The 16,763-nt window shown below is 54.0% G+C and carries 14 protein-coding genes; 11 read left to right on the top strand and 3 right to left on the bottom strand.

All coding sequences use genetic code 11. The features are described from left to right. The first annotated feature begins 2 nt into the window (after positions 1-2). Positions 3-1,178 carry an ATP-grasp domain-containing protein gene (locus DDA898_RS21545; protein WP_038912355.1) on the top strand — a complete coding sequence of 392 codons (1,176 nt, stop codon included), beginning with the start codon at positions 3-5 and terminating at the stop codon, positions 1,176-1,178. A 22-nt stretch (positions 1,179-1,200) separates the two neighbouring features. Beyond that, a complete protein-coding gene (locus DDA898_RS21540) occupies positions 1,201-3,093 on the top strand; it encodes an MFS transporter (RefSeq protein WP_013320142.1) in 1,893 nt (630 codons plus the stop codon). Between the two features lie 273 nt (positions 3,094-3,366). On the opposite strand, the gene DDA898_RS21535 is transcribed toward DDA898_RS21540, so the two are convergent. Continuing rightward, positions 3,367-5,682, bottom strand: coding sequence for a sensor domain-containing diguanylate cyclase (locus tag DDA898_RS21535; RefSeq protein ID WP_038902472.1), 2,316 nt, complete (start codon positions 5,680-5,682; stop codon positions 3,367-3,369). A 552-nt stretch (positions 5,683-6,234) separates the two neighbouring features. Here DDA898_RS21535 and pstS point away from each other — a divergent pair. From pstS to DDA898_RS21495, 8 genes are all read left to right on the top strand, one after another. After that, entirely contained in the window at positions 6,235-7,275 is a 1,041-nt protein-coding gene (gene pstS, locus DDA898_RS21530) for a phosphate ABC transporter substrate-binding protein PstS (RefSeq protein ID WP_038912354.1), read from the top strand. 170 nt (positions 7,276-7,445) lie between these two features. Next, on the top strand, positions 7,446-8,405 hold the full coding sequence (pstC, locus tag DDA898_RS21525; protein WP_013320136.1) for a phosphate ABC transporter permease PstC: 960 nt from the start codon (positions 7,446-7,448) through the stop codon (positions 8,403-8,405). Next, positions 8,405-9,292 carry a phosphate ABC transporter permease PstA gene (gene pstA, locus DDA898_RS21520; protein WP_013320135.1) on the top strand — a complete coding sequence of 296 codons (888 nt, stop codon included), beginning with the start codon at positions 8,405-8,407 and terminating at the stop codon, positions 9,290-9,292. The genes pstC and pstA overlap by 1 nt, the downstream gene beginning before the upstream one ends. Positions 9,293-9,403: 111 nt before the next feature. Next, positions 9,404-10,180 (top strand): phosphate ABC transporter ATP-binding protein PstB, encoded by a 777-nt coding sequence (gene pstB, locus DDA898_RS21515; protein WP_013320134.1) that lies wholly within the window; start codon positions 9,404-9,406, stop codon positions 10,178-10,180. Between the two features lie 13 nt (positions 10,181-10,193). Next, positions 10,194-10,925 (top strand): phosphate signaling complex protein PhoU, encoded by a 732-nt coding sequence (gene phoU / locus DDA898_RS21510; protein ID WP_038912353.1) that lies wholly within the window; start codon positions 10,194-10,196, stop codon positions 10,923-10,925. Positions 10,926-11,187: 262 nt separating this feature from the next. Next, positions 11,188-12,024, top strand: coding sequence for an ABC transporter substrate-binding protein (locus DDA898_RS21505; protein ID WP_038912352.1), 837 nt, complete (start codon positions 11,188-11,190; stop codon positions 12,022-12,024). Positions 12,025-12,127: 103 nt separating this feature from the next. Then, entirely contained in the window at positions 12,128-12,871 is a 744-nt protein-coding gene (locus DDA898_RS21500) for an amino acid ABC transporter permease (RefSeq protein ID WP_038912689.1), read from the top strand. Position 12,872: 1 nt separating this feature from the next. Beyond that, the gene (locus DDA898_RS21495; RefSeq protein ID WP_038912350.1) at positions 12,873-13,631 is read left to right on the top strand and encodes an amino acid ABC transporter permease; all 759 of its coding nucleotides are present in this window, start codon (positions 12,873-12,875) and stop codon (positions 13,629-13,631) included. 4 nt (positions 13,632-13,635) lie between these two features. On the opposite strand, the gene yieH is transcribed toward DDA898_RS21495, so the two are convergent. Further along, on the bottom strand, positions 13,636-14,304 hold the full coding sequence (gene yieH / locus DDA898_RS21490; protein WP_038912348.1) for a 6-phosphogluconate phosphatase: 669 nt from the start codon (positions 14,302-14,304) through the stop codon (positions 13,636-13,638). Positions 14,305-14,577: 273 nt separating this feature from the next. On the opposite strand from yieH, the gene DDA898_RS21485 reads away from it, so the two are divergent. Next, complete coding sequence (locus tag DDA898_RS21485; protein ID WP_038902467.1) at positions 14,578-15,915, top strand: NCS2 family permease; 1,338 nt, start codon at positions 14,578-14,580, stop codon at positions 15,913-15,915. Between the two features lie 85 nt (positions 15,916-16,000). Here DDA898_RS21485 and DDA898_RS21480 read toward each other — a convergent pair whose 3' ends face one another. Continuing rightward, positions 16,001-16,741, bottom strand: coding sequence for a 4'-phosphopantetheinyl transferase family protein (locus DDA898_RS21480; protein WP_013320127.1), 741 nt, complete (start codon positions 16,739-16,741; stop codon positions 16,001-16,003). Positions 16,742-16,763 lie beyond the last annotated feature (22 nt).

Here is a 16,763-nt window from a genome sequence, read left to right as displayed (position 1 = left end):
TAATGGAACATATCCTTTTTATTGAAACCCGGGGAATGAACCCGACAGGGATTTTAAACGCGGCGATTGCCCGTGGATATCATCCCGTTATTGCTACAGTGCAGGGTGACGAGTGGCGACAGCGCCTGCGGGAACAGCATATCGAGGCGACGTTATTGACGGTGCCCTGCCTGGCTCCGCAGGATATTCTGGCGGCATTGCCTTTCCGGCCGGTTGCAGTAATTACGCTTTCTGATCAGTACATTGAAATCGGCGCCGATGTCGCCCGCCAGTTGGACTTGCCGCATACCCCCGTTGACGTGCTGGTGAGTTGCCGCGATAAGCAGGCGACGCGCAAGCTGGTGGCGGCGACCACCGTCAAGCAGCCTGCGTTCGCCAGGATAGAAAGTCGGGAGAATATGCATGATGTTGTGCTGTCTGAGCTTGTCGGTTTTCCATTAATATTCAAACCGTTGTTAGGGCACAGCTCGCTGGGGGTCCACAAGTTTTATGCTCAGTCCGACGTGGATGATTTCTTTCGGCAAGAGACGGACAGATTCGATTTTCCCTATATTGTTGAGCATCTTATCGAAGATGCCGAACTGATTAGCGTCGAAGGCTTTGTTGATCGCATCGGGGTTCACTTTTTGGGATGCAGCAGCCGCCTGCTTGGCGGAGAAGGCGATTGCGTAGAGCTGGGCGGCATTTTCCCTTATCGGCCCTTCGAAGCCCTTTTATATCAGGCCAGCCGGGAGATTATCCGGGCGATCGATATGTCATTTGGCGCGTTCCATATCGAGTATCTGGTGCGAGATAATCAGGTCTATCTGGTTGAAGTCAACCCGCGATTCCCCAACGGTCCGGCGCCGAGTAATATTTCACGCGCGTTGGGAGGTTCTCTCGATGATGTGATTATCGATCTTTTTGTTAATGGGTTCTCAGCATCCAGACCTATTCCTAAATATGTTTCGATAGCACGAGCGTTATATTCTGAGCAGGGTGGAACGATAACAAATATTCATGTTCCTGATGATATTGATGCTGACGTTTTCATTTCTTCATCAACACCATTTAAGGTCAATCGCATCAGAAGCAATGCCGACAGATTTGGTTTTGTTATAACTGCGTCAGACGATGTGGCTCTGTTGGATGACAAAGTGAATGCAATCATGAAGCAAATAGCGATAGAGATTGGTTGATAACGAGCACAGGTGACGTGGTATGGTTTATAGTATCAAGGATGTTAATTTAATACGGCTGGTTTCCATACCCTGGGGATTTCTGCTTTTAAATGGGATTACCTTCCCATTTTTGATCCATAAAGGGCTATCGGTAAGCGAAGTTTTCATGATTCAGAGTATCCTCGCTTTTTCCATGGTGGTTGCCGAGGTACCCAGCGGTCTGTTTACCGATAGATTCGGCAACAAAAGCGCGCTGCTTCTGGCCGGCCTTTTCAAAGGCATCGGCGGCATGATGGCCTGGGCGCTCGATGGTTTTTTTGCCATGGCGATTACCTGGATTTTTATCGGGCTGGCAAACAGCTTTTACTCCGGAACCAACCTATCGGTCATCTATCGTTCTTCATTAAATCAGGAGCGAAAGACCGGTATTTTCTCAGATATATATCAGTGGGGGAATTGCAGCTTTTATCTGGCGATATTCCTTGGCGCCTGGATCTCCAAATACTCGATAGAAATCGCCGCGTTGATTAATGGTCTGGTAGCCTGTACGCCGGTGGTGATCTTTTCCTTCATCTCGAAAGATTCACGATTTGAAGTAGTAAAGAAAGAAGTAAATAAGACATCGGTACTGGAGAAAATAAAACTGTCTTTCTCTTTTTCAGGCAATAAAGGCATGGTTTTATCTCTGTTTGCCTTTTCCGCCGTGTTTTGCGTTATTTTTAACCAGTCGTCTAACCTGGTTCAGGTGTTTCTGTTAGCTAAAGGGTTTGAAGCGCATCAGATTGGTTTGGCGGTTGGCGGGCTTGGTTTGCTGGGGCTTTTTCTGACCAAGCTGCTTTCCCGGAAAATTTTAGCGCTCTCGGTCAGTCAGACGGTTTTTTTGGTTATTGGCTTAACGCTGGCCGCGCTTTCCTTGTTTATGAATGGCGTTGTCGCGGTTTTTATTGCGGGGGCTATTCTACTCGAATTGGTTAAATATCTCACCGAAGTCTACATTGTCGATGCTATTAATCGCTCGTATCAGGGGGATATGATTGCTTCGCTGAACTCTTTATTAAGTCTGGTGAAGCGCTTTGCCGTCATGCTGTTTGCGCCTTTAATCGGTGTGCTCCTTGAAAAGCATGGCCTTGATATAACGCTGAAAAGCTTGACCTGTTTTTATCTGGTCATCTCAGCCATGGTTGCCGCATCGATTTTTTTTATGTCGTTAAAGTTAAAAAAACACACCTCCAGTGAAAACCGATTAGTAAGGACAGCCATGAAAAAGAGTGATGTTGTTGAGCAGATCCCTGAGTTTGGCGAATATCAGCAAACGCTTTATGCAAGTTTTGACCAGCATTATAAAGAAGGGCGCGATGGGTGGTCAGGTGCGGAAGCCAGTCGCAAAACCACATTAAAATTGCTGGGATTGCTGAAGCGTTCTTCATCGGTATTGGATATCGGCTGCGGTAAAGGAATTGAGTCTAAGGTGATCGCCGAACAGGGCCATAAGGTGTTGGGGATTGATATTATCGACAGCTTTGAGTTTCCACCTGACCGAACGCTTGACCTGAATTTCCGGGTGGGGAATTTCCTCGGCGACAGTCTGGTGTTCGAAAAATACGATGCCGTTTTGGATAATGGATGTTTCCATCATCAGCATCCGTCGCTTTATATAACCTATTTGCAGAAAGTCTATGACTGCCTGAATGACGACGGTTTTTTTGCCATCAGTATTTTTGCCACGGAAGATGAGCGGCAGGATAAAGGCGAGATCTATGTGCATAAAGATGGCCGCCTGGGTAAAGAATTCAGCGCGGCGGAAATTATGGCGCTCTTTTCTCAGGCAGGATTCACCGCGTGCTATCAGGAACGCTATATCCGCGACAACATCCCGCTTCCCAACTACCTGTGCGTCTTTCAGAAAAATTTGGCCGCTGAGGGGCGGGCATGAACCCGGTGTTTTCTGCGTTTGGTCGTGATTGCATGGCTCGGGCTATCGACATTGCCCGCTATGGACGATACACCACGGGCTACAACCCCAACAGGTATTCTCTACTACCGGTGCCAAAGGCCATATAACCAAAGCCCTGAGATTTATCTCAGGGCTTTTTCATCACACAGCGACGATCATTATTCTATTTTTTTCTGCATTTCATTGATATCACGGGTTTGAATTCCCGAGCGACAAATATCCTTACCAAACCAGAGAAATCTGTCTCTGCTGCTATTTCCATACCACCCGATTGCGGCCGGCGTTTTTGGCTTCGTACAGCGCGTCGTCGGCCCGCTTCATGTCGCTTTCGAAGCTGTCCTTCAGGCTCTGAACATTACGGTGTTTGATAAAGGTTGCGCCGATGCTGACGGTAAAATGGAAGGAATAGCCGTCAACCGTGAACAGGGTGTTTTCCACTTCGGTACGAATCCCGTTCATGATGGCATCGACATTATCGAGATTGGCGTTGTGGACGATCAGACCAAACTCTTCGCCGCCCAGCCTGGCGACGAAGTCGTCGGTACGTAGTTTGCCGGTAATGATCTCCGCCAGGCGGCAAATCGCCACGTCTCCAACGTGATGACCGTACTGATCATTAACCTTTTTGAAGAAATCGATATCGATGATCGCCAGTGCGGTATTTTTCTCATGATTGCGGTAGCACTTTTCCGTTTCCAGAATATAGGCGCGCCGGTTATGGATGCCGGTCAGGACGTCGGTGTTGGCCATTTCCAGCAGTTTTTCTTCCAGCTCTTCTCTGGCCCGCTGGGTTTCCAGCGCGTAGAACAGCGAACCCAGCGTGTCGACGAACGGGCTGAGAAAGCGCAACTGCCGCTCGTTGTAACCGTCGAAGCGGTTGCCCAGCCCGATCATCCCTACCACTTCATTGCGAAAATAGATGGGTAACCCCATGAACTGGCGCAGGATTGGATGGCCTGACGGCACGCCGCGCGAGGCGGAGTGGGAACGCGGCGAGTTGGTGATAACCGGTTTGCCGGTAATCACCACATGCCCAAACAGGTTGTCCAGGCTGGTGAACTGCAGTCTGTTTTGCAAAAAGGTATCGTAAGAGTTTTTGCTGTCGCCGTTCCAGCTGACGTTGGAAATAGCGACGATGTGCAGCACTTTCTTCTCATCGTGCTCTCTGACCTGACCGATGAAACCGAACTCCGATTCAGAGATAGAAAGCAGGTCGTCAAAGATAGACATGCAGGCTTCCTGAATATCGGTTTTTTCCAGAAAGATTTTTTGGGCCCGGTTAATCAGCTCCAGCAGGCGTTTATCCGCCTCTTCCTGTAATTCTTTGTTTTTCTTTTCAGTAATATCCCGATGGGTGCCGGCGACCCGAATGGGTTTGCCTTTTTCGTTGTATTCCACCACCTTGCCGTAGGTTTCAATCCATACCCAGTGGCCTTTATTATGACGCATCCGGTATTGCTCGTTGATCAAGGTTGCCTGGCCGGTGATGCAGGCTTCCGCCGCCAGCACCATTTTTTCCCGATCCAACGGGTGCATCAGCTGTTGCCAGTAATCCATTGAGGAATCGAACTGATCCTGCGTGACCCCCATCATTTCGCACCACTGTTTATTAACGCGAATGTTGTGCCGCCCCAGATCCCAGTCCCAGGTGCCGAGACTGGACGACTCCAGCACCAGTCTCATTTGGTTGTTGGTGTCCACCAGCAGTTTTTGCAGGTATTTCTGATGGGAGTTATCAATCAGCAGCGCCTGCACGTGGCTGAGTTTGCCGTTGTGGTGATAATTGGCGATGGAAAGCTGGCGAATCCACAGGGTTTTTCCCCTGGGCGACAGAAACCGGTATTCGCATTCCAGATTCGCCACGCCTTTTTTATGGTTATCCAGCGTAAACAGTAGGTTTTCATAGTCGTCCGAGTGGACATAGCTCTCCATCACCGTGTTGTTATGTCTAAGTTCTTCTTCGGTAAGGCCCAGAACGTGCTGCGCGTTGGGAGAAATGTAGGAAATGTGCAGCATATTATCCTGCTGCCAGTTGACGAGCACCACGGACGAGTTGTTCAACAGCCGGATTTCCTGTTCCCGATGCAACTGTTCATTGTGCAGCTTGAACAGGGATTCGGTGGTGCTGGCGACGAAGGACGCGGTTTCGCGCGTCGCCTCATCCAGGTTACGCGGCTGATAGTCGATGGCGGCGAGGGTTCCTACCACGACTTTGTCGAGCACCAGAGGGATGCCAAAGTAGCTGCGAATATGCGGGGCGCCGGTAACCAGCGGATGTTCGCGAAACTGACTGTTCGTCAGCGTGTCGGGAATACACATGGTGGCGGCGGTGGCAATCACCGTGTTGCAAAACGCCACTTCCCGGTCCGTACATTCGATATTGAGGCCTTCGCTGAAGATCAGCCACTGCTTATCGTGATCGATAATCGAGATAAACGCGGCGGGGAAATTCAGTATGCGCGCAAATAATCTGACCTGGTTTTGAAAGGATTGCTGTAAGTGTAAGTCGAGCAAATGATATTCATTGATCTTTGCGACGCGCTGAGCATCGGTATTATATTTTTTCATTGTCACTCTTCCTATAAAAATAAATAAAAATCAGCGCATTATGTCCTGGCGGCGAAACAGAAAAGCGCGAATGCCAAGCTCAGTTATAAAAGTGGGAACATCCTGTAGGAGGGCCGATCCTGAAGTGAGAGTGTTGTTTTTTCAGCTACATATCTGAGTATAGAACAGGATTTTTCATCGCTGTGCGACAGGGAAAGCGAACAGCGCTAAAAATAAAACATACCTTTAGATTGCGGCGTTAAAAAGGGATGGTCTGATGTAGAACCATTTTGATGAGTAATGCAGCCATCGTCTGAGGCGACAGCGCAGCGTTTCGACTCTTTGAGAACATATCTTTCTTGGCATTATTACTCTTCTTTCAGGTGATACTGGTCGGTATCTGATAGTAGCCAGACTATGGCGGACTACCGAATCTGACTCCCATGTCACACAACTGTCATATTAAGTACATTTTACTGTCACTGAATTGACCTATTTTCTCCACCAGCAAACTACACTCTGATTAAACAATAGCTCCGGGTCTACACGTCTACATATCCCACAGGAGGGATTATGAAACTCATGCGTACCACTGTTGCCAGTATCGTTGCTGCAAGTTTTTCTCTGACGGCGGTTTCTGCTTTCGCCGCGGCAAACCTCACTGGTGCAGGTGCGACATTCCCCGCTCCGGTTTATGCAAAGTGGGCTGATTCTTACGAAAAAGAAACCGGCAACAAAGTTAACTATCAGGGCATCGGTTCTTCGGGCGGCGTGAAACAGATTACCGCTAAAACCGTGGATTTCGGCGCCTCCGATGCACCGCTGACGGATGACAAGCTGGCTCAGGACGGCCTGTTCCAGTTCCCGACCGTGATCGGCGGTATCGTACTGGCTGTCAACGTGCCGGGCGTGAAAACCGGTGAGCTGACGCTGGACGGCAAAACGCTGGGTGATATCTACCTGGGCAAAATCAAGAAATGGAACGACGAAGCCATCGTCAAACTGAACCCGGGCGTTAAACTGCCGGATCAGGACATTGCCGTGGTGCGTCGTGCAGACGGTTCCGGCACCTCCTACGTGTTCACCAGCTACCTGGCTAAAGTGAACAGCGAGTGGAAAGAGAAGATTGGCGCGGGCAACACCGTAAACTGGCCGACCGGTCTGGGCGGTAAAGGCAACGACGGCATCGCGGCGTTCGTTCAGCGTCTGCCGGGGTCAATCGGTTATGTTGAATACGCGTATGCCAAGCAGAATAACCTGGTTTACACCAAGCTGATTTCTGCCGACGGCAAGGCTGTCAGCCCGACTGAAGGGTCTTTCAGCAACGCTGCTAAAGGTATTGACTGGAGCAAGTCTTTCGCACAGGACCTGACCAACCAGAAAGGCGCCGACGTATGGCCGATCACCTCTACCACCTTCATTCTGATTCACAAAGAGCAGAGCAAGCCTGAGCAGGGCAAAGAAGTGCTGAAGTTCTTTGACTGGGCTTACACCAAAGGCGGCGATCAGGCCAAAGCGCTGGATTACGCTACGCTGCCGAAAGAAGTTGTGGCGCAGGTGCGTGCGGCATGGAAAACCCAGATCAAGGACAGCAGCGGTAAAGCGCTGTACTGATTGCGGTTAGCAGGATCCATTGTGTGAGTACCGAGAGGTGGATAAACCGGAAACGGGGTATCCACCTCTGACATTCATTGGGGTTTCCTTCTTCATTGGGGTTTCCTCCAATGACCTGATTAAAGACGCAGTTATCTGAAAAACGCAGTTATCTGAAAGAAGAGAGACGTATGGCTGAACACAAGCCAACCATTACACCTCCGGGAAAACAGGGCGACATTCTCTTCGGGGCGCTGGTTAGACTGGCGGCCCTGTTGACGTTGCTGCTGTTGGGCGGAATTATCGTTTCCCTGATTTTTGCCTCCTGGCCAAGCATCAAAACGTTTGGCTTTTCCTTTCTGTGGACCAAAGAGTGGGATGCGCCCGCCGGGCAATTCGGCGCGCTGGTGCCGATTTACGGCACTATCGTGACTTCGCTGATCGCGCTGATCATCGCCATTCCGATTAGTTTCGGTATTGCGCTGTTCCTGACGGAACTGGCGCCGGGCTGGCTGAAACGTCCGCTGGGTGTGGCGATTGAACTGCTGGCCGCGATCCCGAGTATCGTTTACGGCATGTGGGGGCTGTTTGTGTTCGCCCCGTTGTTCGCCAGGTATTTCCAGCAGCCGGTAGGCAACGTGCTTTCCAGTATCCCACTGGTCGGTAACCTGTTCTCCGGGCCGGCGTTCGGCATCGGTATTCTGGCGGCCGGGGTGATTCTGGCCATCATGATCATCCCTTACATCGCCGCTGTAATGCGCGATGTGTTCGAACAGACGCCGGTGATGATGAAAGAATCGGCTTACGGCATTGGCTGCACCACCTGGGAAGTTATCTGGCATATCGTGCTGCCGTTCACCAAAAACGGCGTGATTGGCGGCGTTATGCTAGGGCTCGGCCGCGCGCTGGGCGAAACCATGGCGGTGACGTTCATTATCGGCAACACCTACCAGCTCGACAGCTTCTCGCTCTATATGCCGGGCAACAGTATTACCTCCGCGCTGGCCAACGAATTCGCGGAAGCCGACACCGGGCTGCATACCGCCGCGCTGATGGAGCTGGGCCTGATCCTGTTTGTGATTACCTTTATCGTGCTGGCTTGTTCGAAGCTGATGATCATGCGTCTGGCTAAAAACGAAGGAGCGCGCTGATGGCGAGCATTGGCATTGAAAACCGTTCTGACTCGCTGGAAACCCGTCGCAAGATGCAGGCCTGGCGCCGTCAGAAAAACCGCATCGCGCTGTGCATGTCGATGCTGACGATGGCGTTCGGCCTGTTCTGGCTGGTGTGGATTCTGATGTCCACCGTGACCAAGGGCATCGACGGCATGTCGCTGTCGCTGTTTACCGAAATGACGCCGCCGCCTAATACGGCCGGCGGCGGTCTGGCGAATGCGATCGTCGGCAGCGGCCTGCTGATTCTGTGGGCGACGCTGTTCGGCACGCCGCTGGGGATTCTGGCGGGCGTCTATCTGGCGGAATACGGCCGTAAATCGCTGATCGCCGAAGTGATCCGCTTTATCAACGACATTCTGTTGTCGGCGCCGTCGATCGTGGTGGGGCTGTTCGTCTACACGCTGGTGGTGGCTAAAATGGAGCACTTTTCCGGCTGGGCGGGGGTGATTGCGCTGGCGCTGTTACAGGTGCCGATCGTGATTCGTACCACCGAGAACATGCTGAAACTGGTGCCGGACAGCCTGCGTGAAGCGGCTTACGCGCTGGGTACGCCGAAATGGAAGATGATCTCGGCGATTACCCTGAAGGCGTCGGTTTCCGGCATCATCACCGGGGTACTGCTGGCCGTGGCGCGTATCGCCGGAGAAACCGCGCCGCTGCTGTTCACCTCGTTGTCGAACCAGTTTTGGAGCACGGATCTGATGCATCCGATCGCCAACCTGCCGGTCACCATCTTCAAGTTTGCCATGAGTCCGTTCAAAGAGTGGCAGGGGCTGGCGTGGGCAGGGGTACTGCTGATCACCCTGTGCGTGCTGCTGCTGAACATTGTGGCGCGCGTGCTGTTTGCCCCAAAAACACATTAATCGTCTATAAGAAAACACATTAACCGTCACCCAAAAGACAGATTAACAACGCAATATTAATGAATATCCGGGCGTCGCGCAGGCGGCGTTCGCCAGAAGAGAGAAGTCTTGATGAGTATGGTCACAGAGACATCCGCCAGCAAAATCCAGGTGCGCAACCTGAACTTCTATTACGGAAAATTTCATGCGCTGAAAAACATCACGCTGGATATCGCTAAAAACCAGGTGACGGCGTTTATCGGGCCGTCAGGGTGCGGCAAGTCCACCTTGCTGCGTACCCTGAATAAAATGTATCAGCTCTACCCGGAGCAACGCGCCGAAGGCGATATCCTGCTGGATGGCAACAATATCCTGACCGATAACCAGGATATCGCGCTGCTGCGTGCCAAAGTAGGGATGGTGTTCCAGAAGCCGACGCCGTTCCCGATGTCGATTTACGACAATATTGCCTTTGGGGTGAAGCTGTTCGAGAAACTGTCGCGTGCGGAAATGGACGAGCGCGTACAGTGGGCGCTGACCAAGGCGGCGCTGTGGCAGGAAACCAAGGACAAGCTGCACCAGAGCGGTTACAGCCTGTCCGGCGGTCAGCAGCAGCGTTTGTGCATCGCCCGCGGTATCGCCATTCGCCCGGATGTGCTGCTGCTGGATGAACCCTGCTCGGCGCTGGACCCGATTTCCACCGGCCGCATCGAAGAGCTGATTTCCGAATTAAAGAAAGACTATACCGTGGTGATCGTGACGCATAACATGCAACAGGCGGCGCGTTGTTCCGACCATACGGCGTTTATGTATCTGGGCGAGCTGATTGAGTTCAGCGATACCGATACCCTGTTTACCGCGCCACGGCAGAAACAGACCGAAGATTACATCACCGGTCGTTACGGTTGATTACGGGAGTATCATGGAAAATCTCAATCTGAACAAACATATTTCCGGTCAGTTTAATGCCGAGCTGGAAAGCATCCGCACCCAGGTGATGACCATGGGCGGGCTGGTGGAACAGCAACTGACCGACGCCATCACCGCCATGCATAACCAGGACGCGGAACTGGCGCAGCGCGTGATCGAAGGCGACGCCAAAGTAAACATGATGGAAGTGAGCATTGACGAGGCGTGCGTGCGCATCATCGCCAAACGCCAGCCTACCGCCAGCGATTTGCGTCTGGTGATGGCGATCATCAAGACCATTTCCGAGCTGGAGCGTATCGGCGATGTGGCGGACAAAATCTGCCGCACCGCGCTGGAGAAATTCTCCCATCAGCATCAGCCGCTGTTGGTAAGCCTGGAGTCAATGGGCAACCACACCGTACAGATGCTGCACGATGTGCTGGACGCTTTCGCCCGTATGGATCTGGATGAAGCCAAGCGCATCTACATGGAAGACAAGAAGGTGGATAAAGAGTACGAAGGCGTTGTGCGTCAGCTGATGACCCACATGATGGAAGACTCCCGCACCATTCCCAGCGTGCTGACCGCGTTGTTCTGCGCCCGTTCCATCGAACGTATCGGTGACCGTTGCCAGAACATTTGCGAGTTTATTTTCTACTTCGTTAAAGGCCAGGACTTCCGTCATCTGGGCGGCGACGCGCTGGAAAAAATGCTGGCGCAGAAAGACGCTGAAAAACCGGAATAAGTCTGGCTTATTGATTGCCGGCTTGCCGACGATGTTCTCAACGCCCCGCCCGTGCGGGGCGTTGTCGTTTGTGAGGCTGTAATGGTAACGCCGCATCGCACCCTGTCACCCGAGGTTGCCAGCGACCGGATATAACATAAGTTCATATTATGGGTGTTTATGTTATTTCCGACGCGCCGGGGCCGCTGTTAGCCTGCATTCATTGGATTAACGATCGTTTCAAAATCGTTTATGAACAGCGGCTTATAGGCGGATAATAAAGATGAAAAAATCTCTTTTGGCATTTTCCCTTCTGGCAGGACTAGTTTCTCTCGCAGGCAACGCGCAAGCCGACAAGCTGGATGACATCCAGAAAGCGGGCGTGGTGAAAGTGGCGGTGTTCGACAGCAATCCGCCGTTTGGCTATGTCGATCCGCAAAGCAAAAAGCTGGTGGGCTACGATGTGGACGTAGCGGAAGCCATCGGCAAGGCGCTGGGCGTCAAAGTAGAGCTGCGCGCCACCAATCCGGCCAACCGTATTCCGCTGCTGACCTCGAAGAAAGTCGATCTGATTGCGGCCAACTTCACCATTACCGATGAACGCGCCAAACAGGTCAATTTCAGCGTGCCTTATTTCGCCACCGGCCAGAAGTTCATCGCCCACAAAGGCGTGCTGAAAACGCCGGATGACATCAAGAATTTGCGCATTGGCGCCGACAAGGGCACCGTGCAGGAAATCACCCTGCGTGAGCACTACCCGACCGCCAAAGTGATTTCCTACGACGATACCCCGCTGGCGTTCACCGCGCTGCGTAACGGCAACGTGCAAGCCATCACCCAGGACGACGCCAAGCTGGTCGGGCTGCTGGGTAACCTGCCGGCGGCGCAGAAAGCCGACTTTGAAATTTCTCCGTTCAGCATCACCAAAGAGTATCAGGGCATCGGTATTCCGAAGGGCGAGGACCGCCTGACGCAGAAAGTGAATGACATCCTGCTGAATCTGGAAAAACAGGGCGACGTGGTGAAAATTTACAATCGCTGGTTCGGGCCGGAAACACCGTCTGCCCAGCCGCGCGGCGATTTCAAAATCGCGCCGCTGGATCAGCAACCCAAGGCTTGAGTACGCTGTCACAGTATTCTCAATCCGATAGTTGTTACCGTAGTTTCTTACTTGATGGTTGTGATTTGCCCCCGGACCGATCCCGGGGGCCTTCTTGTTTATGATGACTGATGAATCTATCCGACAATGGCTGACCGACTGGCTGCTGGCGCCTCAGTATCTGCAATGGCTGTGGCAAGGCTTTCAGGTCACGCTCGGTATCGCCGCCGCCACCGTGGTGTTGGCGACCGCGCTGGGTCTGGTGCTGGCGGCCGGCCGCGACAGCCGTACGCCGCTGCTGCGCTGGCTGGCTATCGCGTATTGCTCCTTGTTTCGCAACACCCCGCTGCTGGTGCAATTGTTCTTCTGGTACTTCGGCGCGGCGCAGTGGCTGCCCGCCGGGCTGATGCAGTGGCTCAACAGCTCGCACGTGATTCCGCTGCTTGGGCTGAACGGGCCGTCGTTTGAGTTTCTGGCCGGACTGTTTGGCCTGACGCTCTATTCCGCCGCCTTTATCGCGGAAGAGATTCGCGCCGGCATCGCCGGCGTGGCCCATGGTCAGAAGTACGCCGCCTGCGCGCTGGGGCTGACCGACTGGCAGGTGATGCGTTATGTGGTGTTGCCGCAGGCGCTGCGCATCGCGCTGCCGCCGTTGCTCGGTCAGTACATGAACGTGATTAAGAATTCATCGCTGGCGATGGCGATCGGCGTGGCGGAACTGTCCTATGCTTCCCGACAGGTGGAAACCGAAACGCTACGCACGTTTCAGGCGTTCGGGGTGGCGACGGTATTTTATATCGCGGCGATCGCCCTGCTGGAAGGCTGGGGACAGTGGCGTCAGCACCGGCAACCGCTAAAGGAGCACTGAAATGGATTTTTCGATCATCCGCGACAATTTTAGCTACCTGATGTGGGGCACGTTCCCGGAAGGTCCGTTGGGCGGCGCAGCGCTGACGCTGGCGCTCAGTTTGATGGCCGGGATCGCATCGGCGGTGTTGGGTACGGGGCTGGGGGTCGCGCTGGCGATGTATCGCGGCTGGGCTGGCGGACTGCTGGCGATGGTGCTGGGCTTTTTCCGCGCGATTCCGGTGATCATGCTGATTTTCTGGACCTACTTCCTGCTGCCGATGCTGTTTGGCGTCGATATCCCCGAAATCACTACCGTGGTGTGCGCGCTGGCGTTCATCGCCTCCGCCTATCTGGCGCACGGCGTGAAGGCCGGCATCGTGGCGATAGGCCGCGGTCAGTGGCAGGCGGGGATGTCGCTGGGGTTGGGACGCTGGCAGACGTTGTGGTACATCGTGTTGCCGCAGGCGCTGCGCATGATGGTGCCGTCGTTCATCAACCAGTGGATTTCGCTGATTAAAGATACCTCGCTGGCTTACATCGTCGGCGTTGGCGAACTGACTTTTTTGGCGACTCAGGTCAACAACCGCAGCATGGTCTATCCAACCGAAGTGTTCCTGTTCGTCGCGCTGGTCTATTTTATCTTTTGCCTGTTGCTGGACCTGCTGGCGCAGGGCGTCAGCAGGCGTTTTCGCGCCGGACCGAAACCCGCCCGGCGTCGGCTATTCGGTAGACGCAAACCGGTCAGTACGCCGGAATCGCTGTCGCACGAAGCCGGCTGAGCCGTCAGGCGGCGGTCAGCGCCCAGCCGCGGGCCTGCCACAGCGCCGGTAACTGCGCCATGTCGTGGAACATCGTCACCAATGGGTGATGGATCGGGGCGTTATGTTCGTCGGCGCAGTAGTAGAACACCGGTATGCCGGCGGCAATGCCGGCCTGCGTGCCGGAAACCGAATCTTCCACCAGAATGCAGTTTTCCACCGTCACTCCCATCTGCTGCGCGGCGTGATGCAGCAACGCCGGATCCGGTTTCCATTTGCCGATGTCGTAGCCGCTGTACAGGTGCTCGCCAAAGAACGGCAGCAGGCCGGTCAGCCCCAGTGAATGCTGCATTTTGCTGACCGGGCCGTTGGACACCACCGCGGCGGGCGCTTGCAGCGCCGTCAGTACGTCCCGCACTCCCGCGATCGGCTGTAACGAAAGGTCGAACAGTCGCGCCACTTCCTGGCGGAAATGGCGTTCCATCTGCTCCATTGAAACCGTCAGGCCGAAACGCTCGCTGATGCGTTCGATGATGTCGTAGAGCTTCATGCCTTTGAAGGTTTTGATGACCTCATCCAGCGGCAACTGCACGCCGTAAGGAATAAAGATATTGATGTAGGCCTGGCAGCAAATAACTTCGCTGTCCACCAGCGTGCCGTCGCAGTCGAAAAATACGCATTCAATCCGGGACATGGGCATTCCTTGTTGAGGGACGAAAATCCCCACTTTACCTGACTGACGGGATAATGCGATGTTTGTGAAAACAAGCGACTCGTCACCCCTTATCTCTGTGGCAGACAAACGTTTTCCCGTCGGGAAGTGAGGCGAAACCGCTGCGAACAGGCTGGAGATATAGAAAATTGTTATCGTCGGGAAAAAAAAGCCCGCCGGCGCGTTAACTGCTCCGCATTTTGGTATAGGATACCGGGCGATTATCTTTCCTTTCTTCTCTTTGGGTCATTTATCATGGATAAATCTCAGTCTGGTTCCGCTGCTGAGCAGGGGCTGCTGGATCGCGTGTTCAAACTGAAGCAGCACGGCACTACCGCTCGTACCGAGACTATTGCCGGGTTCACCACCTTCCTGACGATGGTGTATATCGTTTTTGTTAACCCGCAGATTCTGGGCGCCGCCGGGATGGACACCAAAGCGGTGTTTGTCACCACCTGTCTGATCGCCGCCTTTGGTAGTATTTTCATGGGCCTGCTGGCTAATCTGCCGGTGGCGCTGGCGCCGGCGATGGGTCTGAACGCGTTTTTCGCCTTTGTGGTGGTCGGCACCATGGGTTTGCCGTGGCAGGTGGCGATGGGCGCTATCTTCTGGGGCTCGGTCGGTTTCCTGCTGTTGACGATATTCCAGGTTCGTTACTGGATGATCGCCAATATTCCGCTCAGTCTGCGCTTGGGCATCGCCAGCGGCATCGGGCTGTTTATTGCTATGATCGGGCTGAAAAACGCCGGGATTATCGTGCCGAATCCGGAAACGCTGGTGTCGGTCGGCAAGCTGACCTCGCATAGCGTGCTGCTGGGCGCGTTGGGCTTTTTCATTATCGTGGTGCTGGCGTCCCGCAATATTCATGCGGCGGTGCTGATTTCCATCGCGGTAACCACGCTGCTGGGCGCGTTGCTGGGGGATGTGAAATTCGCAGGCGTGTTCTCCATGCCGCCGAGCGTCAGCAATGTGGTCGGTCAGGTGGATCTGGCCGGGTCGCTGAATCTGGGCCTGTCCGGGGTGATTTTCTCCTTCATGCTGGTGAACCTGTTTGACTCCTCCGGCACCCTGATTGGCGTGACCGACAAGGCCGGTCTGGTGGATGCCCGCGGCAAATTCCCGCAGATGAAGCAGGCGCTGTATGTGGATAGCATCAGCTCGGTGGCCGGTTCGTTCATCGGCACCTCATCCGTGACCGCGTATATCGAAAGCTCTTCCGGCGTTTCCATCGGCGGTCGTACCGGCCTGACGGCGGTGGTGGTGGGGATTTTATTCCTGCTGGTGATGTTCCTGTCTCCGCTGGCGGGCATGGTGCCGGCTTATGCGGCGGCGGGTGCGCTGATTTATGTCGGTGTGTTGATGACCGCCAGCCTGGCGCGCGTTAACTGGGATGACCTGACCGAATCCGTACCGGCGTTCGTGACCGCCGTGATGATGCCGTTCACCTTCTCTATTACTGAAGGCATCGCGTTGGGCTTCATTTCTTACGCGGTAATGAAAGCCGCGACCGGCCGCTGGCGTGATATCAGCCCGTGCGTCATCGCCGTGGCGGTGTTGTTCCTGCTGAAAATCGTGTTTATCGACGCCCATTGATCATCCGCGAGCCGGGGTTACCCGGCTCGCTACGGCTGACTTCTTTTTTTCCTGCGGTTGACCTACTTTTTTCGCGTTCCTGTCGCTACATCGCCAGCAGCGGTGAGGCGTTTTCCGTCGCGTGGCTGCTCAGTTTGATATAGCGCCGCGACTGACGCTGCTGTTGGACGATTTCGCCGGATTTCCGCATGCCGTAGGCCGAGGTGTAGTTCCACATCACCAGACGGTCGAGGCGAGGCGTATGGGCACAGGCCCAGGCCAGATAATCATCAATGTCGCTGATCACTTCCACATCCGGAATATGCCGCGACCGCAGACGGCCGGAGGCCGGATGCAGCTTCAGCGATTCCGGCCCGCCGGCGTTGAAACCGGGAATTTTCAGCACCGACTGACGAATAGTGCATAATTGGGTGGCGGCTTCCAGCGGATCAAGCTGGGCGTCGATCCAGGCTTTTTCCGCGTGGGTCTGCGTTTGCAGATGCGGCGGCGTTTCACGATTCCAGACGCGGACAATTTCCACGTCCATCCCCACTTTCCCTTCCTCGCTGAGCAGGATTGCGATGGTGTTTCCTGCGTAGCCGAGGCTGAAATCGGGCAGATGCGGATCAACAAAACAGGGTCTGCCATTCGGCGAAACCATTAGGGGCGGAAGAACTGGATAACCGAAGAAATAAAACATCATCTCTGCCAGCAGCGCGCGGCTTTTCAGATAACGCTCGCGGCGCTTCACTGAAAAACTGTGCGTGGATGAAATCAGATCATCCGATAACCGCTGCAGATCGGGTAACGCTTCCGTGCTTGCCCACCTGACGAAATGACAGGTCATATTCACTCCATGATGCCAACGA

The sequence above is a fragment of the Dickeya dadantii NCPPB 898 genome (assembly GCF_000406145.1).
Classification (GTDB): Bacteria; Pseudomonadota; Gammaproteobacteria; order Enterobacterales; family Enterobacteriaceae; genus Dickeya; species Dickeya dadantii.
The sequence above is the reverse complement of the archived record's forward strand: the minus strand, read 5'-3'. Positions and strand labels throughout refer to the sequence as shown.